Below are 26,411 nucleotides of genomic sequence, written 5' to 3'. Positions count from 1 at the left end.
TATATTAAGAAACCGGTAAGCAATACACAATGTATTGCTTACCGGCCTCCTGTTACTCCAGCAATGATACGACCCGTTTTTTACATTTTAAAGGGTATATCCTGCTTTCCTATTTGATAATGGTTCTTATGGTCATACTCCTTAAAGAGAGGAATCTGCATAAGAGTAATCTGAATCCATTAATTTCTGGTTATCATCCAGCTGGGAAATTCCATCCTTGCTTATCTTCTTTAATACTGTCATGGAAACAAGTAAAAGAAGAGCGGATACTACGGCTATCATAGCCAATACAAGTAAGCTTGAAACAAGAACATGATTTCCTAATCCACCGCTGATGGCCTCACGGAAACTATAAATAGAGTAGGTCATAGGAAGGAAAGGATGGATAACCTGGAAGAACTTATAGGTTAACTGCATCGGGAAGGTACCGCCTGCTCCTGCAAGCTGAAGTACCAGGATAATCATGGCAACAAAACGGCCAGGGTTATCAAAAGCAACGGATAATGTCATAATTAAAAGCATATATGCATATGCGGTAATTAGTGCCGTTGCAAAATAGCTTCCGGTTGATGCCGCATCAACACCGAGTAAATTCATAACTCCTGCTTCTACTACTGCCATTACGGTTGCAGCCGCAATACCGACTGACAGCTTGGATAACCACCACTGTACAACCGGCTTGCCCTTTATGGCAACCTTTCTGATAGGATAGATAAAGTTAAATAACATACATCCTACATATAGTGACAGGGATAATACATAAGGTGCAAGTGCATGACCGTAATCCGGTACCTCTGAATATTTTGTCTGCTCTAAAGAACTGGGTGCTGCTATCATATCAATGGTTGCATCGGAGGCATCAAAGGACTTGATTGTATCAGCTCCGTCCTGTAAACCATCGTTTAATTTGCCTGCTCCATCGGATATATCAGTAAGGCCGTTACCAAGCTTCTTGGAACCGTTTGCCAGCTTGGCTGCTCCGTCGTGAATATCTCCCGCACCATTTTTAATCTGGCTCATACCGGACGAAAGCTTGCTGTTATTCTGTGTCAGTTTTGTAAGTCCTGCTGCCAGATCATTAGAGCCTCCGGCTATCTGGCCGATACCGCTGTTTAAATCAACGGCCTTTGCGTTTAACTGGTCCAGACCCTGAGACAACTGTAAAACGCCTGCTGTATAGGAATTGACACCGTTATTAAGACTCTTTGCGCCGGCATCCAGCTTGGAAAGACCTGCTGTCAAGGCAGGAGCCTGCTGTGATACGGCACCGATTGTCTTATACACCTGATCGGTACCTGTTACTAAAGCCGGAGTTTTCTGGGAAAGTGTATCTAAGCCCCCTGAAATCTGGCCTGCTGCTGTTCCTATGGTATCATAACCGGCTAAGAGCTTTGCAGCACCCTGCAGAACCATTGCCTGCTGCTCCTTTGGTAACTTGCTGAAGGTATTGATATCCAGATATTTTGTTACACCGCTTACCTGATCCTTTGTAGGAATTCCGGAAGCTAAGGATTTTGCTCCTGTATTCAGGGTGGAAACTGCTGTATTAACAGCTGTCATACCATCGGCAAGCTGTTTGATTCCATCAGCATTGCTTCCTAAAGAACCGATGGTTGTGCCAAGTTCTTTATTAAGCTGTGATACACCGTCAGAAACCAGTTTAGCTCCCTGCTTTAAATCCTCAGAATTTTTATTAAGGGTATTTGCTCCCTGTGCTGCCTGCTTTACAGCGCCTGTGTAGGTCTTAATACCTGACTGGTATGCTGCCAGACCTTCTTTTAATTTCTTGGCACCGTTATTTGCTGAGAGAACACCATTAAGATAAGTACTTAATCCAAGACTTAAGGAATCTGTTCCATCGCTGAAGGTAAGGCTTGCTTTGGATAATTTATTCAGATTGCTGTAAAGCTCATCATTGCCGTCCTTTACTTTATCCACACCGTCTTTAATCTTTGCGGATGCATCGGCAGCCTCTGTAATGCTTCCTCCCATATCATCCACTTTATTGAATATGGCTGATACATAAGCCTTTGTCACCTTCTCGGAGACATTGTTCTTTAATTGCTTAATTGCTTCCTCACTGAGTACTTCACCTAAATAGTTCAGTCCGCCATTGGTTTCATATTTGATTACCATTTGAGTCGGATTATCGGAAAGTACGGTAGAGGCATTCTCGGAGAAATTCTCCGGGAAGGTTACTATCATATAATATTTTCTGTCCTTTAATCCCTGCTGTGCTTTTTTACTGTCTACGAATTTCCAGTCAAGGTTATTGTCATCCTTTAACTCATCAACAATATCATTTCCAACTGATAAAGTCTCACCTTCGAATTCTACGGACTTATCTTCATTTACAACTGCAATGGGAAGATTCTCCGTCTTTCCGTAGGGATCCCACATTGATTTTAAGAAAAAGGAGGCGTATAGCAAAGGAATACTGCAAATTACAATAAAGGACACCAATAATAATTTATTTTGCCTGATCTTTTTCCATTCTGTTCTAATCATTTCCATGAATACTTTTCATCACCTTTCTTATCAATAAATCGGGCCTGTCGTCCTGATTCCAATTAACTGGTACGATAGGCCTGCTGCCCAACGTCTCCCCCAGTAACTGGCTGACGGTTTTTCCTCTCAAGGCTTCCCTGTATAACATATCAGCTTCGGCAAAAGCATTCCTCATAACAACCGTTCCCTGGTTGGCCAGAACCTGTTTATCCTCGAATACCTTATCAATAAGGCCCGTATCCGGGTAGGTTCGAATTCTTCCCTCCAGGGCTTCTACTATATCCAGAAGGTTTATTTCTTCGGTTTTTTTTGCCAGTGTAAATCCCCCGTTGTTTCCAGATACCGAATTCACCATTTTTGCTACTACCAATTTTCTTATAATCTTTTTCGTATACGTCAGGGAACCTTTCAGACGTTTATGGATTTCCTCTGACCCTACGGGTATGGTAAAATCCTGTGTTGCGAGTAACGCAATAATACAAACTGCCTGCTCGATTCCTCTGGTTAATTTCATTTTTTCGCCTCCTTCGATGATATCTTTTATCCATTATGGACATTTGAAATCTACAATGGAATAATACTCTTTCTTAATCTGACTGTCAACAACATTAATGACAAAAATTATCTTCCGAATTTGATTTTTTTATACATTATTTTTAAGTCGTAATTTTACAGTTTGTCCCACAGAATTTTTCACAGGGCTTTTCAAGGGTTTTCCCCCTGGTATCTCAAGGGACTCTCTTGGGATTCCCTTGAGATTCTCTGAAGGTTTTCTGAAGGTTCCCAAGGAATTCTTTGGAGATTATCAGTGGATTCTCTGGAGATTGCTAGTGGATTCCCAGGAATCTCACAATGGGTTCTCTGGCAATTCCTAAGGTGTCCCAGTAAATTTCAGTGAGTTCTCTGGCAATTCCTAGGGGTTTCCCAGTAAATTCCCAGTGGATTCACCTGACGTTCTCTATGGAAACCTCCATTCCCTGCTTGTTCTTCTTATATTTAATATTTTTTAAAAAATATATCAATTTAACAAAATTTTGGTTGACAAATATTACTAGGGTGTTATAATAGAAAAAGACTATAAAAGAAAGTGAGGTAAAAAGATATGACTAGTGGATTTAGCGCTGCAGAAAATAACAATAATAAGTTAACCTTTATTACCTCAACACAGGATTCTTTTATATAGTGTAGCTGCCGTTATATACCGGCTTACGCACAAACTATAAATGGATTTTTGTCGCCGTGGTAATAAACCACGGCTATTTTTTGTCCCAAAATAGGGAGGAGGATTTATGAAAATATCGAGTTACATCAAAAAATATTGGTATATGTACACCTTTGCCATAGTCTGTATGATTATAGCGACTGGTTTAGATATGCTGTCACCGCAGATTTTAAAGCATATTATCGATGATGTTATCGTAGGCGGAAAGATTAATCTGCTTACAACATTTTTACTTATTATTCTGGGGATAGGGGTAGGAAGAGCAGTATTCGGGTACTTTAAGGAATTGCTCTTTGACTCTGTCAGCTCCAAAATCGGAGCCGACATCAGAAGAAAGCTTTTCAATCATGTACAGGGCCTGTCCCTGGATTACTTTGATAAAAACAATACCGGTGAATTAATGTCCCGTCTGAAGGATGATGTGGATAAGGTATGGGCCGGTGTGGGCTTTATCGGAATGTTAGTGGTCGAGATTGTAATACATATCTCCCTTGCCCTTTACGGTATGTTTTCCTTAAGCCCCGTGCTTACCATTATTCCTCTGGTCGCCATGCCCATCGTCGCTTTTTTTTCTATTAAGATGGAAAAGAAGTTAGACAATATTTATGAAGAAATCAGTGAGGAAAATGCGAAATTAAACCTGGTTGCCCAGGAAAACCTGGCAGGTGTCAGAACCGTAAAGGCCTTTGCAAGAGAAAAATTTGAAATTTCCAAGTTCTTATCCCACAACAAACGCTATTATGAGCTGAATATGAGGCAGTCCAAGGTACTGATCAAATACAATCCGTATTTTCAGTTCATTACAAGGCTGTTACCTGTAACCGTTATTGTTGCTGGCGGTTTTCTGGTTATAAAGGATGACCTTTCTCTGGGTAGTCTTGGTGCCTTTGCCGAATATGCCAACAACATCGTCTGGCCAATGGAAATGTTAGGCTGGCTGTTCAACGACCTGGCTTCCGCAACAGCTTCCACCAAGAGAATCAACAAGATCATGAAGGAAGCACCCACCGTTGTTACCAGGGAAGATGCCATACCCCATGAAAATACTTCCGGAGATATTACCTTTAACAACGTCTCCTTCGCCGTAAATGATGTCAATATCCTGAAAGATATCAGCTTCCACCTGGAGCAGGGAAAAACCCTTGGAATTATGGGTGCCACCGGCTCCGGCAAGACTTCTGTAATCAACTTGCTGCAGCGCTTTTATGAAACAACAGAAGGTGAAATCAATCTGGATGGCATCAATATAAAGGATTTATCCCTCTATGACTTAAGAAAGAGCATGGCACTTGTCATGCAGGATGTATTCCTGTTCTCCGATACGGTCAATGAAAATGTCAAGATGGGAAACCGCCCTCTTTTAGACGACCAGGAGGTCATCCATGCCCTTGACAATGCACAGGCAACGGATTTCATAGAAAGAATGGATAATCAATACGAAACCATCATCGGAGAAAGGGGTGTCGGCCTCTCCGGCGGTCAGAAGCAAAGAATCAGTATTGCAAGGGCTTTAGCCAAAAAGACGCCCATACTTATTATGGATGATTCAACCTCCGCTCTTGATATGGAAACAGAGCACCTGATACAAAAGAGCTTAAATGATCTTTCCGATACCACGAAAATCATCATTGCCCACCGTATCTCGGCTGTTCGAAATGCTGATGAAATCATCTTCCTGGAGGATGGTGCCATAGCTGAGCGGGGAACTCATGAATCCCTTCTTGAGAAAAAGGGCCTCTATTACCAGACCTTCATGGCCCAATACGGAGACTATCTGGAGGATGCCTCCCTTGCCGTCTAATAGAAACATAAACAGAATACTCTGCCTCAAAGGAGGAATATAAATGGCTGTTAACTCAGTAAGGGCTGATGAAAAATCCGTCGGCCCTGGTAAAGTAAATACACTCTTAAGGCTTTTCAGTTACCTGCTGGTCTATAAGAAAGAAATTATTTCCGTACTGATTATTATGGCAGGCACCGTGACAATCAGTCTTATTAACCCACTCATCATCGAGCATGCCATAAATGTAAATATAGCAGATAAAGATATGAACGGACTGCTAAAGCTCGGTATATTTGCTGCCGTAATGAATATCGCCTATATTTTTTTGGTAAAGCTACGTATGCTGATCATGGCAAAAGTAAGCAATACGGTGCTTTTAGCCATAAGGCAGGAGCTCTATACCCACATTCAGAAACTAAGCTTCAGCTTCTTCGACAGCAGGCCCACCGGAAAGATACTGGCCCGTGTTATCGGAGATGTAAATTCCTTAAAGGATGTTCTTACAAACAGTGTCACGACCCTGATACCGGATTTTATCACCGTGATGGCAGTAGTTGTCATCATGATGGCAAAGGACTTCCGGCTGGCACTTGCGGCTTTGATAAGCCTTCCGCTGTTGATAATCGGTATGTGGCTGATTCAGGTATATTCCCATGTTAAGTGGCAGACATACCGCAAAAAGAACTCGAACCTGAATGCCTTTATCCATGAAGATTTGTCCGGTATGCGTATTATCCAGAGCTTTACCGCAGAAAAGGAAACCGCCTCTGCCTTTGACTCCATGCTGACAGAGCACAGAGGTGCCTTTATGAAGGCGGTCTACCTAAGTGACGGCTTTGGACCGGTCATTGATTTCTGCTGGGGTATCGGCACCGTATCCCTATTCTTTTATGGAATAAAGATGACAGGAGATCATATAGCAGTAGGAACTCTGATAGCCTTCAGCTCCTATATCTCCATGTTCTGGCGTCCTATTATGAACCTCAGTAACTTTTACAACCAGCTGGTGACCAACATCTCCGGTGCAGAAAGAATTTTTGAAATCATGGATACCCAGCCGGACATTAATGACACCGTTAAAGCAACGGAGCTTCCGGAAATCAAGGGAGATGTCCGTTTTGAAAATGTAACCTTTGCCTATGATATGGACACCCAGGTATTAAATAACGTAAGCTTTCATATCAAGCCCGGTGAAACCATCGCCTTAGTCGGCCCCACCGGTGCAGGAAAGACCACTGTGGTGAATCTGATCAGCCGATTCTATGATATACAAGAAGGTACCATATACATTGATGATTATAATGTCCAGGATGTATCCATTGAAAGCCTGCGTATGCAGATGGGTATTATGACACAGGATAATTTCCTCTTCTCCGGAACCGTAAAAGATAATTTAAAGTACGGTAAGCTGGATGCCACCGATGAAGAGATTATCGTTGCCGCCAAGGCAGTTAACGCTCATGACTTCATTATGAAAATGGAAAAGGGCTATGATACGGAATTAAAGGAAAGGGGAGCAGGACTTTCCGCCGGGCAAAAGCAGCTGTTAGCCTTCGCCCGTACCATGGTATCCATGCCGAAAATCCTGATACTGGATGAAGCAACCTCCAGTATTGACACACATACGGAGGTCCTGGTACAAAAAGGAATCGAGGCTCTGCTAAAGGGCCGTACCTCTTTTGTTATCGCTCACCGCCTTTCTACCATACAAAAGGCTGACAGAATCTTTTACATTGATAACGGCGGTATCGTAGAAGAAGGAAGCCCCAAAGAGCTTCTTGAAAGAAAAGGTGCCTACTATGATTTGTACATGGCACAGTTTAAGAATATATAATACCCCTGAAGCTGTTATATCAGGAAACATGCGCCCGCCGGACGCACTTACAATGGGAGCCGTTTTAATACTAAAACGGCTCCCATTTATTTAATTATTACAGTGCTGCGTCCTGTAATTGCCTGGCGTATAATTCGTATATTTCTTAAATTTCCGATAAAAATACTCAACATTCTGATAACCGACCAGATTGCAGATATCCGGGATCTTAATATCCGTGTGAATTAACATGTCCTTTGCCTTATCCAGCCGTTTTCTTTCGATATAAAGATTGAAATTCGTTCCTATCCTGAAATACAGAAGCCTGCCAAGATAGGCCGGATTGTAGCCGAATAAATCCGCAATCTTTTCCAGCTTCAGCTCTTCATTATAATGAAGGTCAATATAATTCAGGACTTTTTCAATGATTTTCACCTCGGAAGATTTTTTCACATAGTCACAGAACAGGGTGAACCGGTCTTCCAACAGGTTGATTATTTCATATAACGTACTGCAGGTACAGATTTGATTAATCAATTCATTCTCATTGAACTCAATAAATTCCTTTATATAGGTTTCATTTAGCAGAGCCTTTAGCTGCACAATGCAGTTAATCATAATCTGATATATCTGCTCAACATTAAAATCCCGGTTCTGTAATACACGGTACAATTTATGGGCTGTCATGCTAATAAGTGAGGTGTTCTTATCCAGTATTGCCATATATATGCTTTCGGTAAATTCTATTGGGTTCAGCTTTTCGGCAGAGACAAGCTCATCCTTGCCGGGCAGGTCATTTAGGAACACCGGCTTATTATCCTTATAATAAAAAAACCTTCTGTTGGAAATATTTTTTAGCTTTTGATAGTTTTCAGAAAAATCCCTTACCTCACTGAAGGTATCACTGATAATTACAAAGGGCTGTAAAAGTCCCTCCTGTTTGGCTTTGCCCAGCCAGATTGGGATATTCGCCGTAAAATGCTGAATGGCTGCCCTGCCTTTTATCAGAATAACAAGGGAGTTATCGATCATTAAAAATTCCGCCGGGTGATGGGAATATACCCTTTGCCAGTAATTATAATAAAACCTGCTGTCAATATCCCGGTAGCAGGAATAATCAAGCATGGCCAGTTGAAAGGGGGGCTCATGAAATGTCAGCCCATAATCGGTGAAACTCTCATCCAGCCTGGGCATGGAGTCGGTAAGCAGGTGCTTCAGAAGCATATCCTTGGCGTTATGCAGCTTTTGGCTGTTGTATAGTCCCGATAAATTTTCCTCTTCGATTTTCTTTCTGGCCTTTAAAAGGGCATCTATCAATTCCTCTTCATCAATGGGCTTTACCAGATAGGATTCCACGCCGTAGCGTATAGCTGCCTGTGCATAGGCAAAGTCTGAAAAGCCGCTTAAAATTATAATTTTTCCGTGGTATCCCTGCTGCCTCACTATTTCTGCCACCTTTACACCGGATAATTCGGGCATTTTTACATCCAGTATTACCAGGTCGGGATTGTTCTCCATAATCTTTTCAACTGCTTCTTTGCCGTCTGAAGCCTCATCACATAAGGTAAAGCCCATTTCAGACCAGTCAATGATTGTTTTCAAGCCTTCTCTTACGATAGGCTCATCATCAGCTATTATAAATTTCATGATAAAGCCCCCCATTTTTTATAAGTGTATCATAATCCACCTGAAGCGGGAGATACACGGTTATAATTGTAAACTGATTTTCCATGGTTTTTATCTGCAAGCCGTATTTTTCACCATAAAAAAGCTTAATACGCTGCTGCACATTATGGAGGCCAATATGGCTTTTGGATTTATTACCCGGGTCGTTGATGCTTATCAATAAAGCATTTAAGGTATTTTCACTCATTCCCAGTCCGTTATCCGTAATGGACAGAATTAAATACTCCTCACTGGAGGTAATATCTATTACCACCGTTCCTCCTGCTTTTTTGCCTTCCAGTCCATGTACAAAGGCATTCTCCACAATGGGCTGGATAAGCAGAGGCAGTATCATATAATCCTTTATAGCCGATTCATTGTCCTGGGTTATCTGGAAATTGACCCTGTCTCCGAAGCGGTAGTGTTGGATTTCCATATAAATATTGATGTATTCCAGCTCCGAGGACAACAGCACCAGAGAATTATCCGCTTCGATGTTATGCCTCATAAATTTTCCCAGCTGCTTTACGATACGTGCGGCATCATATTCTTTGTTAATGGATAACTGCATCCGGATGGTTTCCAGAGTATTATACAAAAAATGAGGGTTAATCTGATTGGTCAGCAGGTTAAATTCCATCTGCTGCTGGTAATTCAGCAGCTTCTGCCTTAACAGCTTATCCTCATATATTTTTGTATTCAGCTGCTGGATGCTGAGGATCGTCTTCTGCATATCCTTAAATAATTCCCCCAGCTCATCCTGGCTGTTAAAGTTATCAATGATATTGAAGTCTCCGTTTGCAATTTTATTCATTTCCCTTCGCAGTATCAGAATACGCCTGTTAAATGCAATGGAATATCCGACTATCATGAGAAGAGGAACCATAAAGCTGAGAAGGATGACTTTAATATTCAACAGGATTGATTCAGTAACATGGCTGATAGCCAGCGGGTCAAAGGTGGTTATCTGAAAGACGGACTTGCTTTTGGGAGCGTTCTGGAGCGTTGAATAGGCAAGGGTATCCTTTCCCTGGTATTTCAAGGTATAGGGTGTGTTCAACTGAATATTGCCTGTCTGGTAAAGCTCTTTAAGCGGACGTCCAATCTCATTGTAATCGTTGGAGTAAAAGGACATGGCATTATCGATACCTAAAATGGTGTTAATGGAATTGCTGTTTATGATGAACCTCATGTAATTGGTACTGATACTGATCGACATTATGGCATAGTCCTTTGTATTGGAAAGAGGCATTCTGCGAATCAGCCGCAAAGAGCTTTCCGCATCCGCAGTATCGTCATACACCCACAGCAATTTTCCCGGACTGTCCTTTACCTCCTTGTACCAGTTACTGGAGGCTGTCTGCCCATCCACTCTGACAAAGCTGCCGCTTGTAATGAGCGTTTTGTTGGTTACATAAATCTGTATGTTGGAGATTTCCGTGTAGCTTTTTATAATGGAATCAATGGCTTCATAGCTTCTGTAGGCCTTGTATACCGCTTCCTCAGAAGCATAGTTTTCTTTCAAAAGTTTTATAAGGTCACGGTCATATAGAATGGAGTCTGAAATATTAGTTGCCAGATATATGGTATTAAATAAAATATTCCGGACTCTTCTGTTTTCTGCTGCCACCTGGTTATTATGCTGTGCCATAATCATTTTTTTCGTGGAATATATCATGTAGCTGCTCAAAAGAGTCAGCGGTAAAGTTCCGATAATAACATATACCAGCAATAATTTATACATTATTTTTAAGCCAGATATCCGGCGGACAATATTCTCTAGTAATTTCTTCATGACCTTCTCCATTCCATACAACTTCATCCTTTAAGTATGGTACTACATTAAGCAGGACCGGTAAATGATATTTTCGGACAATTATCATAATGTCTGCGGGGAACTCCGGTTTAAAGGACATGTTTTCCTATAAATAGTAAAGGCTGCCACATATAATCTATGGCAGCCCTCTTTTCTTAATACCTGTTATTTATTTTCAGCTGCCACAGCCTCAGCACGAGCTTCTCGGAGTCCTTCCAATTTCTTTAAATCTGCTGCAAGGACATCCTGATAGCCTAACCCCTCCAGCTGGACTTTCATGTCGGACCATAATGCATTGAAATCTTTCTCACTATCTGCAAATACCATCTGCCAGGATACATTCTGGATTAAATCGCCGCACTGGGACCTCTTCGTAGCTAATTCCGTATCCTCGGAGGGAGCAAAATAAGCACTTCCCGGAGCGACCTGTACTAACTTGTTCTTCTGTAAGTATTCGGCGGCATTTTTTGCACCGAAAGTTTTTTCGTAATTTTCATCCAGCAAGGTCTTTGTGCTTTCCAATACGGAAGTCCAGTCAGCAATTGCGAATTTTTCCCCGGTATCCGTATCCACAGAAGTTGTTGCAAGGAAATTAAATCCAAGTTGCGGTCTGCCGTCCTGGAAGGTACCTCCGCCATATTCCTCCGGCATCTTGGTAGTACCGTCATCCATACATTTGTAACCAAAATCCGTCAGCTCAGGCTTGCCATTCACAATGTCCCAATTTAAGCCCTTAATCCCTGCGGAGCCCGGTGTATAATAAATATACTCATTGGAAGCCATCCAGTCCACGAATTCAAATACGCGGTCCGGATATTTTGTCTTTTTGCCGATGGCAATTGCCAATTGAGTATTTCCATATCTGTTATAACCGTCATTTACAAGCTTCTGATCCTTAACCGGAATGAAAGCCATACCTTTTCCGGCTTTTTTGTTCTCAAGCTTATTATAAGCGCCTGCAAGCCATGGCCAGAAAGAAAACAGTGTCTGCCCATTCTGCATTTTTGCATATACCGTATCCCAGTTCTGAGAACTTGAGTCAGGGTCAACCAATCCCATCTGATTAGCATCAAATAACATTCTTAAAGAATTATGATATACGCCGTTATCATCAGCTATCTCAGAGTAAGAGGTAGCATCTGCGCTTGGGAATACAAAGCCGGCTTTACCTTCATCATAGCCATAGAGAAAGGCGTATTTGGAAGCTACCGCCATGTAATCGCCATCCCAATCATCAAATAAGGAAAAAGCATATACTTTCTTGCCGTCATCCGTCGTAGGATGAGCATCCTGCATCTGTTTTAGTACCTTCAGCATATCTGCCGTATTCTTCATTTCGGGATTCCCAAGTTCATTGTAATAATCCAGTCTCATAAAGGTTCCAACATAGGGTGCCTGGTTTTCAAATACAGGCTCCGTAGCCTTACAGGTAGCGCTGCCGGATAATGCATAAATCTTGTCGGAACCGATAAATTCCTTGGTAGCCTGTATGGACTGGTCAAAATTTTTCAGATTCGTGCTTTTTGCATAATAGTCGCTGATATCAAGTATGATGCCAGACTCCACGCAGTCCTTCATTTTAGCACGGTCAATAATAACGATATCCCCCAGATTGCCTTCTGCAGAACGTGTCTGGTATAAGGTGTCCCCGCCGCCTGCAACATTAGGTGCAATAATATTCAGCTCAATATTGAACTTATCCTTTACAATTTTTGCAAACCAACCGCTCTGTATACCCTGGTAGTTCGTCTGTGCGGAGAATACATCCAGCGTTATCGGTTTTGAATGGTCAATTCCGCCGGATTCTCCGGATTTACCTGCTTCTGTTGATGTATTTTCCTCTGTAGGTGTGTTATCCCCATTTGTTGTTACTTCTTTACCGTTTTTCGAGCAGCCTATCATTGTAAACAGCAATACAATAATCAGCACTCCGGCCAAAGATTTCTTCATAGCCATTTTCATAAAGTACCTCCTGGTTTTTATTAATAAACTTGCACCCGGACACCTGCATAGGATACCAGTGAGCGGACAAGGTTTATTTTATTATATCATCATCCTTTTACCGAACCAATCATGATGCCCTTGATAAAAAACCTTTGAAAAACAGGATATACCAGCATAATTGGAAGAACTACAATTACGGATACGGTCATCCTCACGGAGGTTGCCGTTTGTTCCGTTGCCGCCGTCCCAATGATACTGCCGATGGAGCCGGCATTGCTTTTAATCAGATTTGCCAGGGAACTTGCCTGGTTTATGTATTTATATAGAATATACTGCAATGTATACAGCTTATCATCTGTTACCAGGATCAATGTATCCTGGAAGGAGTTCCAGTTACCCACGGCAGAAAAAATGGCCACCGTGGCAAGTATCGGCTTGCAAAGAGGTATCATTATCCTCCGGAATACCGTTAAGATACTGGCCCCGTCAATCTCAGCCGCTTCCTGTAAGGACTTGGGCGTTGATTCCACATAGGTTTTTACCAGGATGATATTAAAGGGTGATACCATGCCCGGAATGATATAAGCCAGAAAATTGTTGGTGAGATTTAAGTTATTCATTGTGATGTACCAGGGAATAAGACCCGCACTGAAATACATTGTGAGTATGGTAAAGCGGTAGAGGAACTTTCTTCCCGCCATCTTATCCTGTGTAAACATAAATCCCAGAAAGCCCGAAGCCAGTACCGACAGAACTGTGCCTAATACGGTTCTGGTAAATGAAATAAAGGCGGCATTTCCCAAACCGGGAATTTTAAATACTTCCTTATAGTTTTCCAGGTGCATCTGCCTTGGCAGAAATATGATATCTCCGTTAGCGCTTAGGTCATTGGCACTTATGGTATTGATAATCAAATAGTAAAACGGATAGATACACAGAAAGGTTATTATCGTGAAAAATATGTATAGAAAGATATCCAGTACCGAAATTTTTTTATGTTTACTTTTATATAATTGCTCCATCATTACTTCTCCCTTCGCAGCTGCTATATTATTGTCTCACCACGAAAAGCTTTGGACATCGAATTTACAGTGAATAACAACGTAACACTGACGATACTTTTCATAATGCTGATTGCCGTAGCTAAGGAATAGCTGCCGGACCCCATTCCCAAATTGTATACATACAAATCCAGGACCTGTATCTGGTTCTTATTAAAGGCATTCTGGAATACATAGTACTGCTCCATACCGTTATTCAGGAAATTGGCAATGCTGAGAAGCAGCAGAACAAAAAAGGTAGGCAAAAGACTGGGCACCGTTATATGCCATTGGAGGCGCATTCTGCCTGCTCCATCGACCTTGGCAGCTTCATAGAGCTCCTGGTCAATGCCGGCAATTGCCGCTAAATATAAGATTGCGCTCCATCCAAGGCCTTTCCAGGTTCCGGCTAACCACATGGTCAGCCAGGTGTGCTTGCTGTCCTGCAGAAATAGAATCGGCTCTTTGATCAGTCCCAGGGACTGCAAAAGGTTGTTTACCATGCCAGAGCTTGAGAATAAGGAAAATGCCAGGGAATAGACCAGAATCCAGCTGATGAAATTCGGAAGTGTGGTTAAGGTCTGCACGGATTTCTTGAACCACTTGCATTTGAGTTCTGATAAAAATATTGCAAATGCCATTGGCAGCCAAGAAAACAGAATTCCCAAACCGCTCATTGCAAAGGTATTTTTCATAACATCAAATATAATTTTCCTTTTGGTCTGGTTTTCAAATAAGGTGCTGAACCATTTAAGCCCTACAAAATCGCAGTCTCCCAATGATCTTGGCGGTCTGTAATCAAAGAAGGCATAAATCCATCCGTACAATGGATAATAGCTGAATATCAGTGGAATTAACAGAAAAGGCAAAACAAGCAAAGATAGCTTTATGCCGTATCGCTTTTTTTTGTTTGTGAAATAACCAATAAAATTTCTTGCAAAACTCATGCCGATCCTCCTGTGCTGTTTAATCACCTTGGATTATATAATAAATATTTTTATTAAACATTGAAAAAATTATATATTCTCTTTGTACAAATTAGACACTTTGCATCCTATGAAATTTAGTGATTCACAACAAAGGATTATTTTGATATACTGAAAAAAAATATCTTTCACATGCCAAATCTATTTATTAGCTCTTTGACAAAAGGAAAATACAGCAAAATAAACAAAGCCATAAAATATTATACTGGAAGCAGACCCACCTTTCCTGTTAATGGAGGATTGGGCAGCTTTAAGAAAGGAAACCATGGGAAAGATTGACTTATGCGGAAGCTGGGGCTTTTGCCTGGACGGAGAAAAAGAAGGTATCAAAAGGGAATATTATAAAGGAAATCTACAGGATACCATAATACTTCCGGCCACGGTATCAACAGCAAAAAAAGGGAAGCTATCGGAGGATGTCCCTGAAGAGCAAAGAAATACTGGTTCGCTGACGGACCCTTATTTTTTCGAAGGATATACCTGGTATACAAAAACAGTAGAATTAGCAGATTTAACAGACAGGGAGTTCTTTCTGGTGCTGGAGAGAACCAGGATATCCCATGTCTGGATTGGAGAGGAGCATATCGGCAGCAACAACAGTCTTTGTACCTCCCACCGGTATTGCATAACCCCCTATGTTAAAAAGGAAATGAAGCTTACCATTATGGTGGATAATACTCCCGCCTCCTATCCTGTTGCCGGAGGGCATATGACCTCCGTGGATACGCAAACTAACTGGAACGGTATAACAGGCGAAATATACATAGAAGAGCTGAGCTCCATTTTCCTTAGCAATGTCAGGATATACCCTGATGCTGCAGGCAGGCTTATTAAAGTAAGAGCCGTTTTAAACGGGGCTGAAAAATGCCGGGTAAGAGCTAACGTTGCGGGAGAAGGAGAAGCCTTGGGAGGAAAGGATTTTGATTTATCTGCCGGTGAAAATCTGTTTTCCTGTGAACTGAAAGAAACAGCCCTTACCTGGAGCGAGCATACGCCAAACCTTTGCCGCCTTATTCTTACCCTGTTACCGGAAGGGCAAAGGGAGAAGGACCTGACTTCTGCAGAATTCAGCTATCCCTTCGGATTAAGAGACTTTAAGGCAGTCGGGCATTATTTTGAAATCAACGGCAATAAAACCTTTCTCAGAGGAAAGCATGACGGGCTTATCTTTCCCCTTACAGGGCACCCGCCCATGGATTTGGACAGCTGGCTTAGAGTTCTTGGCACTGCAAAAGAATATGGCATTAACCATTACCGTTTTCATACCTGCTGCCCGCCACGGGCATGCTTTGAAGCCGCTGATATTCTGGGCATCTATCTGGAACCGGAGCTACCCTTCTGGGGTACTGTAACGGAAGAAGGGGATGAAAACCATAATCCGGCGGCCCAGCAATACCTGATTGAGGAGGGCTACCGCATTCTGGACGAGTTTGGCAACCACCCCTCCTTTGTTATGATGTCCATGGGAAATGAATTGTGGGGCAGCAAAAAAGCTATCAATCATATACTGAAGGGATATAAAAGCTATGATGACAGGCATTTATACACCCAGGGCTCCAATAACTTTCAGTTCATGCCCTCCATACTTGACCAGGAAGATTTCTTCTGCGGAGTACGTTTTTCCAGGGACCGGCTGTTTCGCGGCTCCTATGCCATGTGCGATGCACCTTTGGGGCATATACAAACCTCAGCCCCCGATACGGTACATAACTATGACAGCCTGATACGTCCGGGAGAGGTATTGACAGGAACAGGGAAGGACGGAGAAGTAACCATCCAATACGGCACCGGAACCAAAACGGTAAAAATGGAGGATTCAGAGGAAGTAATACCTGAAATACCGGTGGTGTCCCATGAAATAGGGCAGTATGCCATGTATCCGGATTTTTCGGAAATCAGCAAATATACAGGGGTACTGAAGGCAGAAAATCTGAAAATTTTTCGGGAACGGCTAAAAGCCAAGGGAATGTTACACATGGCTGATGCCTTTTTTAAAGCATCGGGAAGCTTTGCAGTCGATTGCTACAAGGCTGAAATTGAAACAGCCTTAAGAAGCAGGGAACTGGCTGGTTTTCAGCTTCTGGACCTTCAGGATTTCAGCGGGCAGGGTACAGCCCTGGTAGGGATTCTAAATGCTTTTATGGAGAATAAGGGTATCCTCACTTCAGGGGAGTGGCGGCAGTTCTGCTCAGACGCAGTGTTACTGGCGGAGCTTCCGGGCTTTGTGTATGCCGCAGGAGAAGAGATTACGGTGGGAATAAAGCTTGCCCTTTTCCGTTTGACCGCACTCCCCTCCCCGGTGGTCGAATTATGCCTCCTGGATGGAGATAATGTTATTCTTAAGAAGGAGCAAAGTCTGAGAGATGACTATGGAAACGGAGTATACAAGCTCTGTGACTTCACAGTAAACTTACCTGAAATACAAAAGCCCCGTAAGCTTACCTTACAGATCAGCTTAAAGGACCAGGATATAGAAAATCACTATGATTTGTGGGTATATCCGGAAAGAAAGCCAGACGCGGCACATAATGACGTTATCATAACTGAAAGTCTTGTGGAAGCTATTGAAAACCTTGAAAAGGGCAGGCGGGTCATCTTATATCCGGATTTCCTGACGAAAGAAAATTCCATACCGGGAACATACTGCACGGATTTCTGGTGCTATCCCATGTTCCGGTCCATCTCTGAAAGTATGGACAGACCGATACCCGTAGGCACCCATGGCCTGCTGATAAAAAAGGAGCACAAAATATTCAGGAACTTTCCCACAGAAGCCTATACTACGGCACAATGGTATGACCTGATTTCCGGTTCCAGAGCATACATCCTGGAGGAAAGTACTATTGAGCCGATTGTGTGGACCATTGATAATTTTGAGCGAAATCATAAGCTGGGTAATTTATTTGAAGTAAAAGCCGGAGAGGGAAGGCTTCTTGTATGTACCCTTCATTTGCAGGAATCAAAGAAGAGCCTCCCTGCAAGATGGTTTGAATACTGCCTGATGGAATATGCAGGCTCTGATGATTTCCAGCCGGAGAATGTAATTGACCTTGAGAAACTAAAAGAGATGAAGTAAAAATATGCTCCCTTATGCAGCAGCTCTGGATTGATTAAACTGTCTGCTGCAATGGGAGCATATGAATTATTAACCGTGAAGCCTGGTTTTCTCATTACCTTAATATCAATTTTCTTCTTTCTGCTTTCAAAACGAGTACGGGGTGCGGACAAAAGCCTGGACTCTCTAAAACCGCTTAGGAAGGGTTATTGTAAAGCTTGTCCCCTTTGTCAATTGCGAACGAACCTTGATTTTGCCGGTATGCCCCAGCACGATCAGCTTTGCAATAGATAACCCAAGTCCATGACCGCTTATTTTAGCGTTCCTTACCTGGTCAGAGCGGTAAAACCGTTCAAAAATATTATCTACATCCTTTCTTGTCATCCCTATACCGGTATCCTTTACCGTAATCACACAGTCTCCGTCATCATTTTCACAGGTAATGGTTATGGTATCCCCTTCATTGGTATATTTTACAGCATTATCGATAAAGATACGGATAGCCTGCTTTAATGCCTGCTTATCGCCATATACCTCCACATCCTGCATTATGGGAGCCTCAATGATACGGTTCCTTATCACAAGCTTCGTTTCCTTTACCATTTCCTCCACTACCTGGCACATATTGAACTTTTTCTTATCCAGCTTTAAAGTCTTTTTATCATGCCTTGAAAGAAACAGCAGCTTTTCCACCAGGTCCTGCATGAATTTGGCTTCATTGTTAATTGCATCTATGGATTCCAGCATGACCTCTTCGTTGCCGGTTCCCCAGCGGTTTAACAGATTTGCATAGCCCTGTATAACAGCAATGGGAGTGCGAAGCTCATGGGATGCATCCGATACGAACTGCTTCTGGCTCTCATAGGATATCTCCAGCCTGTCCAGCATATTGTTAATCACCGCAGCCAAATCCTTAAGCTCATTCTTCGTTCCTTCCACATTAAGTCTCCGGCTGTCCAGATTATTTACGGTAAGGCGGTTGGCTGTTTCCGACATCTCATAGATAGGCTCTAAGAGGCCTCTGTCGCTTTTCTTCCCCTGCCTGGTAATGACATATACAATAAACAGGTATAAGAGGCCCATCCCCAGAAGCAGGCTGTAAAGCTCCTTCAGGCTTGCAGTAAGGTCATACTGTGTAAGTACACTTACCTTCCTGTCCTGAATGATTTCTTCCTTCTCCTCCTCTACAATAACAGTAAGAGGTCCTTTTTCTATCACACCGTCTATATATATCCTGTTAAAGAGCTTCTTCTCATTACTTAAATCGCTTTCTAAATTATTAAAAAGAATCTCACCGGATTTATCATCCTTTACCCTGTAATGTATACCTAAAAACTCTCCGGTACTGCCATAAACGCCGGAGCTCTCCGTAAATCCCGCCTTAGCTGCCTCCTCGAACAGAATATCCCCTTTATCCTGGAGCCGTACCTTTTCAAGCCATAAAAACAACACAGAAAAGAGGCAGAGAAATAAAAAACCATTTAGCAGGAGAAGCTTAAGATAGTTAAGGGATATCCGAAAAGCAATGGAGAAGCGGAAATTTCCAAGCCACTTCTCTCTCCTTTTGCGAAAGGGAAGTACAAACTTTATCAGAAGCTGTCTTAAGGTTTCCTTTAAATTAACCTTCATCTTTAATAATATAACCCACTCCTCTCACTGTATTAATTAACCGGACACCGTATTTATCATCTATTTTCTGCCTCAGATAGCGAATATAGACATCCACCACATTGGTATCTCCCAGATATTCGTAATCCCATACGTTATTGAGAAGCTGTTCCCTTGTAATGGCAATGTTTTTATTACGCATCAGATACTCCAGCAGCTCATACTCCTTCTTTGTCAGTATCAGTTCTTCCTCCCCGTAAAAAGCGCTATGCCCTGATAAATTAAGCTTAAGCTTACCTATCTTCAGTATATCCTGCTTTGGCTGCGTCTGCTTTGTATGGCGGTTTAAAGCAACACGAATCCTTGCAAGAAGCTCCTCAATGGCAAAGGGTTTTGTCATATAATCATCGGCGCCGATATCAAGGCCAGCCACCTTATCGGTAACGTCATCCTTTGCTGTCAGCATGATGACAGGTACATCCGATTCCATACGAATTCTTCTGCATACCTCAATCCCGCTGATTCCAGGCAGCATAATATCCAAAAGCACCAGATTGACATCCTTCTGCAAAGCCTTTTCCAGCCCTGATCTTCCATCAGGAGCTATATCGACCTCATACCCTTCATATTTTAATTCAAGCTCTACAAACCGGGCTATTTTACTTTCATCTTCTACGATCAATATCTTAGGCATATAACTCCTCCTACATTAATTTTACAACTATTTTTATTCTATCTGTTAGCATGTATATTTGCAATAACCTAATATTAAAATTTTATTAGAATTGATCAAAGAGTTCTCTCTTCAGCTTTCCTTCCCTATTCTTAATACTCTTTTCAAACTTTATTATCATTTTCTACGGCTCCCCAATAAAAAATATGAGTATCAAAAGCAGCATTCTTATGGCTACTTATGATACTCATATCTATAATTCTTAACTTCAATTAATTATATCATTATTTATAAATAAATCTAAACTTGCATTATTTTTTCTTATTTTACTACTCTTTATAATACTGATTTCACCGTAGCTACAACATTTTCTGTGGTAAAACCAAACTTCTTAAACAACTCTCCTGCAGGAGCAGAAGCGCCGAAGCTCTTCATAGTAACAGTAGCTCCGTCAAGTCCCACATACTTGCCCCAGCCAAAATCAGCTGCTGCTTCCACGGCCACTCTTGCTCTTACATTCTTAGGAAGAACCTTCTCTTTATACTCCTTGCTCTGCATATCAAAAAGATCGGTAGAAGGCATGCTGACAACTCTTACATCAATACCTTCTTTCTTAAGCTCTTCCTTTGCCTTTACACTGATTTCTACTTCAGAACCGCTTGCTATAATAATAGCATCCGGTACCTCTTTTTTAGAAGGTGCAATAACATAGCCGCCCTTTAATGCTTCTTTACTGGAACCGGCATACTGAGGCAGATTCTGACGGGTTAAGACAAGGGCTGTAGGTGTCTTCTTTGAAGTAATGGCATAATACCAGCCCGCAATGGTTTCCGTTGCATCAGCAGGTCTGAATACAGTAAAATTAGGCATGGAGCGCAGCATTGCAAGCTGCTCTATTGGCTCATGGGTGGGACCGTCTTCTCCTACACCAATACTGTCATGGGTCAGAACAAAGGTCGTCGGAAGTCCCATAATAGCAGAAAGTCTTGCCATGGGCTTTACATAATCACTGAATACAAAGAAGGTAGAAACAAAAGGCTTTAAGCCACCGTGAAGTGCAAGACCGTTTCCGATTCCGGTCATGGCAAGCTCTCTTACACCAAAATGCAGATTACGTCCGCTATAATCCTCTTTGGAGAAATCCCCCTCATCCTTCATATAGGTCTTTGTAGATGGGGAAAGGTCAGCAGAACCGCCAACAAAACCCGGTACCAAATCCTTAATACGGTTAATTACCATACCGGAGAGATTTCTGGTAGCCTCCGGCTTATCTGGAAATGCCCAGAATTCCTGATTTTCAAGAAGATCTTCGCCGATATTTTCGTCATGGTACTTGTCCCAAAGCTCTTTTAATTCCGGATAAGCCTTAACATATTGTGCAAACATCTGATTCCACTCAGCCTCGGCCTTTTCGCTCTTTTTATTAATTTCCTCTATGTGCTGGTATACTTCCTCCGGTACATAGAAATCTTTATCAACAGGAAAACCTAATTTTTCTTTTAAAGCTTTTACATTATCTGCTCCAAGAGGCTCACCGTGAGCGCTGGCCATTCCTTCTCTTGGAGAACCAAATCCGATTTTTGTCTTCACCGTAATTAACGCAGGCCTTGTGGTATCTGCTTTTGCTGCTTTGATTGCTGCGCTGATTTCCTCCAGATTATTTCCATCCTCCACAACCAGGGTCTGGAATCCAAATGCTTCAAAACGCTTTGCAACATCCTCGCGGAAGGCAATATCCGTATTTCCTTCAATAGAAATCTTATTGGAATCATACAATACAATCAGCTTGCCAAGTCCTAAGGTTCCTGCCAATGACATTGACTCATAGGATATACCCTCCATCATACAACCGTCGCCGCCTAATGCGAAGGTATAATGATCTACCACCGGATATCCTTCTTTATTAAATTTAGCTGCCAGATGGGCCTCTGCCATTGCCATTCCGACTGCCATTGCCATTCCGGCTCCAAGAGGTCCGGTAGTGGCTTCCACACCAACCGTATGGCCATACTCCGGGTGTCCTGGTGTTAAAGAATCAAGCTGTCTAAAGGAAGCAAGATCTTTGGTAGAAAGATTACCATAACCAAACAGGTGAAGTAAAGAATATAATAAAGCAGAACCATGGCCGCCAGATAATACAAAACGGTCCCTGTTAGACCATTTAGGATCTTTTGGATTGTGATTCATGTGGTTAGCCCATAACTCATAAGCCATTGCTGCTGCTCCCAAAGGGAGACCCGGATGTCCTGAATTTGCTTTCTGTACTGCATCTGCAGCTAATACACGCAGTGAATTAACTGATAATGTATCAATATTACTCATTTTTTTCCTCCTAAATCCTGCTTATTCTCCAAATACTGCTCTATAGTCTTTTTGAAATTTCTCTATTCCCTGGTCCGTTAAAGGATGCTTTGTACATTGCTCGATAACACTGTAAGGTACAGTTGCGATATGAGCACCTGCCAAAGCACAGTCTGTAACATGAATGGGATTACGAACACTTGCTGCAATAATTTCCGTTTCTATTTCATGGATATCAAAAATATCTGCGATAGTTCTGATCAAATCAATACCAGGTGTTGAAATATCATCCAGCCTTCCAAGAAAGGGTGAAACATAAGTCGCTCCGGCTCTTGCAGCCAATAATGCCTGGTTTGCTGTAAATATAAGCGTAACATTCGTCTTTATTCCTTCGGAAGAAAGTACTTTGGTAGCCTTCAGTCCCTCTACCGTCATAGGAATTTTTACAACCATATTAGGATGGATTTTAGCAATCTCTCTTCCTTCTGCTATCATTCCCTTAGCATCAACCGTAGTTGCTTTCACTTCCCCGCTGATAGGTCCGTCCACGATGGCAGTTATTTCTTTAATAACTTCAACAAAATCTCTGCCTTCTTTGGCAATTAAAGAGGGGTTTGTTGTAACTCCGCAGATAACACCCATTTCACTTGCTTTTTTAATGTCTTCAACATTTGCTGTGTCAATAAAAAATCTCATAAACATGTCCTCCATGATAACAACTTAATTAGTCGTTATATTAAATTATTTTAGATTATTTTAAAATAATTTTACTCTATCCGCACTTCACCGATTACATACACAAATATACTATAACATTTTCTTTATTGCAATAGGATTACGCTCAAAAAATAAAAGTTATTTTAAATAAAACTATTTTATTTTAGAATAAATTAAATTATTATATTTAAATATGAAATAAAACAAGTAAGAACTATTATAATTTCCATATCTATTCATTATTTATCCAATAATAAATTTATTCTATCATAATTATAATCTTATCTTTTATCTAAAATATTCACTCATAGAACATCTATGATATTTACCAGCTTTTGAAGAATGTCACTACTGTTTATGAAAATAAAAACCCCTTTTATACTGCTCAGGATAGTCCATCTCTATTTTCTTTTCATAGGCCGTATTTAATACCCAATATGGATTCCTTAATAATTCTCTTCCAATAGCAACTAAATCCGCCCTATTGCTGCATATAATTTCTTCTGCCATATCCGGCTGAGTTATCAATCCTACTGCAATGACCGGCACGTCACATTTGGCCCTTAAATAGCTGGCAGCCTCAACCTGGTATCCCGGATATGGATGGATAACCGCATTTACCACGCCACCGGAACTTACATGCAGAATATCGAAAAGTGAACGAACTTCATGAATAACCTCAGCCATTAACCGGGGAGTCATCCCTTCCGGAAGATAGTCATCTGCTGATACTCTGACAATAATGGGTTTTTGAGCCGGCCAGACCTTTTGAATTTCCAGAAGTATTTCTCTTAAAATTCTGGTTCTATTAACTGTATTTCCACCATACTCATCCGTACGTTTATTGGAAATGGGTGATAAAAACTCACTGATTAAATAGCCATGTGCAGCGTGAATTTCAATCGCATCAAACCCAGCTTTATCTGCCCTTATTGCTCCTTCTTTAAAAGCCTTTACAATCTCTTTTATCCCGTCTTCCGTTAATTCATGGGGTACGGGACTGCTTTCATCAAAGGGTATGGCACTGGGTGCAATTATCTTTTCATCAGCTGCCGTACACTTTCTTCCAGCATGTCCAAGCTGTATCGCTATCTTACTTCCCTGCTCATGGCAAGCTTGTACTATTTGCCTTAAGCCTGAGACTTGGCTATCTTCCCATAAACCCAAATCTTTTTCCGAAATACGTCCATTAGGAAGTACTGCAGTTGCCTCCATAATTATAAGGCCAACGCCTCCCACAGCTCTGGACACATAATGGGTAAAGTGAAATTCATTTGCATATCCGCTTTCATCGGATGAGTACATACACATCGGCGGCATAACAATTCTGTTCTTCAGCTCTAAATCCTTTATCTGATATTTTTCAAATATCTTAATAGTAAACACCTCCTATCAATGTTGTATTTCATTAAAAAAGTGTCTCTCTGCTGCAAATAAAAATGTTCGTATCTATCCTGTTGCCATCTACCGAAGGGCCAAGACTTCATACCAAATTAATTATACTCTATAATTATAAAAAATAATATTCCTTCTTACTAATTCTTTTTAAATTATAAAAACACGGTAAGCATACTTTACTCCCACACACTCCAAACAAGTAAACTTTCCAAATGCATGGATATTATAATACAATCAGCTCCGTAAAATTCGCTTCACTTCACTTTTATACCCCAAATATATATAAACGATACATGAGAATTAGCTTATGGCACACGAATCAATATTATTATTTAAATTACTAAATACTTCTTGATTAATATATATTATCCTATATATTATCCTTATTACCAAGCTATCCATCCTGAAGTAAATAATCCAGTAAATAATCCTCAAATGGCTATCTGCATCTAAAAATTATTCTTATTCTTTAATTATCTGGATATAAAAAAATAAATATACTAAAAATCTACTCAATTCTAGAAGGCTTTCCACATTTACCATATAATTATAACCTTTTATGTGGATAAACCTTCTTATAGCAAATGTCATTGTAGATAAAAGTATGAAATTACAAATACGAATCAAAATATTACCTTGATATAAAGTTAAGGAACCTAAATGGATTTTTATGAACAAATCAATGAAATATAAAATTCCTGGACAGGTCTATACAGAAATCAGAAATTAATTTATGAAATATGCTATAGATGTATTGAAATCTAATATGACTATACTACTATACAACTTGAGGTTAAAATTGGATAATCATCATAGTTGATATAATATCTATTCTATAAATATTGAACCACAACAAAAAGCACCTACATACTTTTAAATAATGTAGATGCTGCATCTTCATGAGACATCCGGGATTCGAACCCGGGACACCTTGATTAAAAGTCAAGTGCTCTACCAACTGAGCTAATATCCCATATTTATTAAGAATAAAATTCCCAATAAAAAATGCCCAGAGCCGGAATCGAACCAGCGACACGAGGATTTTCAGTCCTCTGCTCTACCGACTGAGCTATCTGGGCAAGGCCTACTTCATAAACTCAATTAAAACGAAAACCAAACAGTTTTCTGATTGCGGGGACAGGATTTGAACCTATGACCTTCGGGTTATGAGCCCGACGAGCTTCCAGACTGCTCCACCCCGCGATATTATTTTTTTTAGAACAAATGGATGGAGAAGGATTCGAACCTTCGAAAGCGTCGCTAACAGATTTACAGTCTGCCCCCTTTGGCCACTCGGGAATCCATCCATATTTTTTTTACGAGTGTTTTTACACTCAAGCCGACGATCGGACTCGAACCGATAACCTGCTGATTACAAGTCAGCTGCTCTGCCAATTGAGCCACGTCGGCGTTTAGGTAAGTGGGACCTATAGGGCTCGAACCTATGACCCTCTGCTTGTAAGGCAGATGCTCTCCCAGCTGAGCTAAGATCCCATATTATTACCAACGACCCAGAAGGGACTCGAACCCTCGACCTCCGCCGTGACAGGGCGGCGCTCTAACCAACTGAGCCACTAGGCCAATACTTGACATTCACTAACACATTAAATCATCCGAATAAAAAACCATTTTTAGGTCAAGCCCTCGACCTATTAGTATTAGTCAGCTACATGCATTACTGCACTTCCACCTCTAACCTATCCACCTGATCGTCTTTCAGGGGTCTTACTAGCTTATGCTATGGGATATCTTATCTTGAGGGGGGCTTCACGCTTAGATGCCTTCAGCGTTTATCCCTTCCCGACTTGGCTACCCGGCCATGCACTTGGCAGTGCAACCGGTACACCAGAGGTCAGTCCAACCCGGTCCTCTCGTACTAAGG

The 26,411-nt window shown here is 41.4% G+C and carries 15 protein-coding genes, 7 tRNA genes and 1 rRNA gene; 3 read left to right on the top strand and 20 right to left on the bottom strand.

What is annotated here, in order from left to right; all coding sequences use genetic code 11:
• Positions 1-141: 141 nt before the first annotated feature.
• Both BUB77_RS20275 and BUB77_RS20270 read right to left on the bottom strand, forming a co-directional pair.
• Positions 142-2,514: a YhgE/Pip family protein gene (locus BUB77_RS20275; RefSeq protein WP_073278670.1), complete on the bottom strand. Its 2,373-nt coding sequence runs from the start codon at positions 2,512-2,514 to the stop codon at positions 142-144.
• On the bottom strand, positions 2,501-3,022 hold the full coding sequence (locus tag BUB77_RS20270) for an Rrf2 family transcriptional regulator (RefSeq protein WP_073278669.1): 522 nt from the start codon (positions 3,020-3,022) through the stop codon (positions 2,501-2,503). The genes BUB77_RS20275 and BUB77_RS20270 overlap by 14 nt, the downstream gene beginning before the upstream one ends.
• Positions 3,023-3,797: 775 nt before the next feature.
• Here BUB77_RS20270 and BUB77_RS20265 point away from each other — a divergent pair.
• Both BUB77_RS20265 and BUB77_RS20260 read left to right on the top strand, forming a co-directional pair.
• Positions 3,798-5,531, top strand: a complete 1,734-nt coding sequence (locus BUB77_RS20265) for an ABC transporter ATP-binding protein (protein ID WP_073278668.1) — start codon at positions 3,798-3,800, stop codon at positions 5,529-5,531.
• A 43-nt stretch (positions 5,532-5,574) separates the two neighbouring features.
• A complete protein-coding gene (locus tag BUB77_RS20260; protein ID WP_073278667.1) occupies positions 5,575-7,347 on the top strand; it encodes an ABC transporter ATP-binding protein in 1,773 nt (590 codons plus the stop codon).
• 90 nt (positions 7,348-7,437) lie between these two features.
• Here the strand turns inward: BUB77_RS20260 and BUB77_RS20255 are convergent, their stop codons facing one another.
• From BUB77_RS20255 to BUB77_RS20230, 5 genes are all read right to left on the bottom strand, one after another.
• Positions 7,438-8,973 carry a response regulator gene (locus BUB77_RS20255; RefSeq protein WP_073278666.1) on the bottom strand — a complete coding sequence of 512 codons (1,536 nt, stop codon included), beginning with the start codon at positions 8,971-8,973 and terminating at the stop codon, positions 7,438-7,440.
• A complete protein-coding gene (locus tag BUB77_RS20250) occupies positions 8,954-10,786 on the bottom strand; it encodes a sensor histidine kinase (RefSeq protein ID WP_170866700.1) in 1,833 nt (610 codons plus the stop codon). The genes BUB77_RS20255 and BUB77_RS20250 overlap by 20 nt, the downstream gene beginning before the upstream one ends.
• Positions 10,787-10,972: 186 nt before the next feature.
• The gene (locus tag BUB77_RS20240) at positions 10,973-12,769 is read right to left on the bottom strand and encodes an extracellular solute-binding protein (RefSeq protein ID WP_073278663.1); all 1,797 of its coding nucleotides are present in this window, start codon (positions 12,767-12,769) and stop codon (positions 10,973-10,975) included.
• Positions 12,770-12,858: 89 nt separating this feature from the next.
• Positions 12,859-13,776 carry a carbohydrate ABC transporter permease gene (locus tag BUB77_RS20235; protein WP_139241255.1) on the bottom strand — a complete coding sequence of 306 codons (918 nt, stop codon included), beginning with the start codon at positions 13,774-13,776 and terminating at the stop codon, positions 12,859-12,861.
• 20 nt (positions 13,777-13,796) lie between these two features.
• Positions 13,797-14,738 (bottom strand): ABC transporter permease subunit, encoded by a 942-nt coding sequence (locus tag BUB77_RS20230; RefSeq protein ID WP_073278661.1) that lies wholly within the window; start codon positions 14,736-14,738, stop codon positions 13,797-13,799.
• 304 nt (positions 14,739-15,042) lie between these two features.
• Here BUB77_RS20230 and BUB77_RS20225 point away from each other — a divergent pair, with 304 nt between their 5' ends.
• Complete coding sequence (locus BUB77_RS20225) at positions 15,043-17,853, top strand: glycoside hydrolase family 2 TIM barrel-domain containing protein (RefSeq protein ID WP_073278789.1); 2,811 nt, start codon at positions 15,043-15,045, stop codon at positions 17,851-17,853.
• Between the two features lie 165 nt (positions 17,854-18,018).
• Here the strand turns inward: BUB77_RS20225 and BUB77_RS20220 are convergent, their stop codons facing one another.
• The 13 genes from BUB77_RS20220 to BUB77_RS20160 all read right to left on the bottom strand — a co-directional run.
• Positions 18,019-19,461, bottom strand: a complete 1,443-nt coding sequence (locus BUB77_RS20220) for a sensor histidine kinase (RefSeq protein WP_073278660.1) — start codon at positions 19,459-19,461, stop codon at positions 18,019-18,021.
• Entirely contained in the window at positions 19,451-20,134 is a 684-nt protein-coding gene (locus BUB77_RS20215; protein ID WP_073278659.1) for a response regulator transcription factor, read from the bottom strand. Before BUB77_RS20215 ends, BUB77_RS20220 begins: the two co-directional genes overlap by 11 nt.
• Before the next feature lie 315 nt (positions 20,135-20,449).
• On the bottom strand, positions 20,450-22,435 hold the full coding sequence (tkt, locus tag BUB77_RS20210; RefSeq protein ID WP_073278658.1) for a transketolase: 1,986 nt from the start codon (positions 22,433-22,435) through the stop codon (positions 20,450-20,452).
• A gap of 21 nt (positions 22,436-22,456) precedes the next feature.
• Positions 22,457-23,110 carry a fructose-6-phosphate aldolase gene (gene fsa / locus BUB77_RS20205; protein WP_073278657.1) on the bottom strand — a complete coding sequence of 218 codons (654 nt, stop codon included), beginning with the start codon at positions 23,108-23,110 and terminating at the stop codon, positions 22,457-22,459.
• A gap of 369 nt (positions 23,111-23,479) precedes the next feature.
• A complete protein-coding gene (gene namA / locus BUB77_RS20200; protein ID WP_330392645.1) occupies positions 23,480-24,517 on the bottom strand; it encodes an NADPH dehydrogenase NamA in 1,038 nt (345 codons plus the stop codon).
• A 912-nt stretch (positions 24,518-25,429) separates the two neighbouring features.
• Positions 25,430-25,502, bottom strand: a tRNA-Lys gene (locus tag BUB77_RS20195).
• Positions 25,503-25,535: 33 nt separating this feature from the next.
• A tRNA-Phe gene (locus BUB77_RS20190) sits at positions 25,536-25,608 on the bottom strand.
• Positions 25,609-25,658: 50 nt separating this feature from the next.
• A tRNA-Met gene (locus tag BUB77_RS20185) sits at positions 25,659-25,732 on the bottom strand.
• 22 nt (positions 25,733-25,754) lie between these two features.
• Positions 25,755-25,836, bottom strand: a tRNA-Tyr gene (locus tag BUB77_RS20180).
• Positions 25,837-25,866: 30 nt separating this feature from the next.
• Positions 25,867-25,939 (bottom strand) — tRNA-Thr (locus BUB77_RS20175).
• A gap of 11 nt (positions 25,940-25,950) precedes the next feature.
• Positions 25,951-26,023: transfer RNA gene (locus BUB77_RS20170), tRNA-Val, on the bottom strand.
• Between the two features lie 13 nt (positions 26,024-26,036).
• Positions 26,037-26,110, bottom strand: a tRNA-Asp gene (locus BUB77_RS20165).
• A 51-nt stretch (positions 26,111-26,161) separates the two neighbouring features.
• A 23S ribosomal RNA gene (locus BUB77_RS20160) occupies positions 26,162-26,411 on the bottom strand; the annotation flags it as partial.

It is taken from the genome of Anaerocolumna jejuensis DSM 15929 (assembly GCF_900142215.1).
In the GTDB taxonomy this organism is placed as follows: Bacteria; Bacillota; Clostridia; order Lachnospirales; family Lachnospiraceae; genus Anaerocolumna; species Anaerocolumna jejuensis.
This window is presented reverse-complemented; position numbering and strand designations above follow the sequence as displayed.

Coding starts and splice junctions, on each gene's coding strand:
- BUB77_RS20275 (WP_073278670.1), bottom strand. CDS start 2,514: ATGGAAATGATTAGAACAGAATGGAAAAAGATCAGGCAAAATAAATTA.
- BUB77_RS20270 (WP_073278669.1), bottom strand. CDS start 3,022: ATGAAATTAACCAGAGGAATCGAGCAGGCAGTTTGTATTATTGCGTTA.
- BUB77_RS20265 (WP_073278668.1), top strand. CDS start 3,798: ATGAAAATATCGAGTTACATCAAAAAATATTGGTATATGTACACCTTT.
- BUB77_RS20260 (WP_073278667.1), top strand. CDS start 5,575: ATGGCTGTTAACTCAGTAAGGGCTGATGAAAAATCCGTCGGCCCTGGT.
- BUB77_RS20255 (WP_073278666.1), bottom strand. CDS start 8,973: ATGAAATTTATAATAGCTGATGATGAGCCTATCGTAAGAGAAGGCTTG.
- BUB77_RS20250 (WP_170866700.1), bottom strand. CDS start 10,786: ATGAAGAAATTACTAGAGAATATTGTCCGCCGGATATCTGGCTTAAAA.
- BUB77_RS20240 (WP_073278663.1), bottom strand. CDS start 12,769: ATGAAAATGGCTATGAAGAAATCTTTGGCCGGAGTGCTGATTATTGTA.
- BUB77_RS20235 (WP_139241255.1), bottom strand. CDS start 13,776: ATGATGGAGCAATTATATAAAAGTAAACATAAAAAAATTTCGGTACTG.
- BUB77_RS20230 (WP_073278661.1), bottom strand. CDS start 14,738: ATGAGTTTTGCAAGAAATTTTATTGGTTATTTCACAAACAAAAAAAAG.
- BUB77_RS20225 (WP_073278789.1), top strand. CDS start 15,043: ATGGGAAAGATTGACTTATGCGGAAGCTGGGGCTTTTGCCTGGACGGA.
- BUB77_RS20220 (WP_073278660.1), bottom strand. CDS start 19,461: ATGAAGGTTAATTTAAAGGAAACCTTAAGACAGCTTCTGATAAAGTTT.
- BUB77_RS20215 (WP_073278659.1), bottom strand. CDS start 20,134: ATGCCTAAGATATTGATCGTAGAAGATGAAAGTAAAATAGCCCGGTTT.
- tkt (WP_073278658.1), bottom strand. CDS start 22,435: ATGAGTAATATTGATACATTATCAGTTAATTCACTGCGTGTATTAGCT.
- fsa (WP_073278657.1), bottom strand. CDS start 23,110: ATGAGATTTTTTATTGACACAGCAAATGTTGAAGACATTAAAAAAGCA.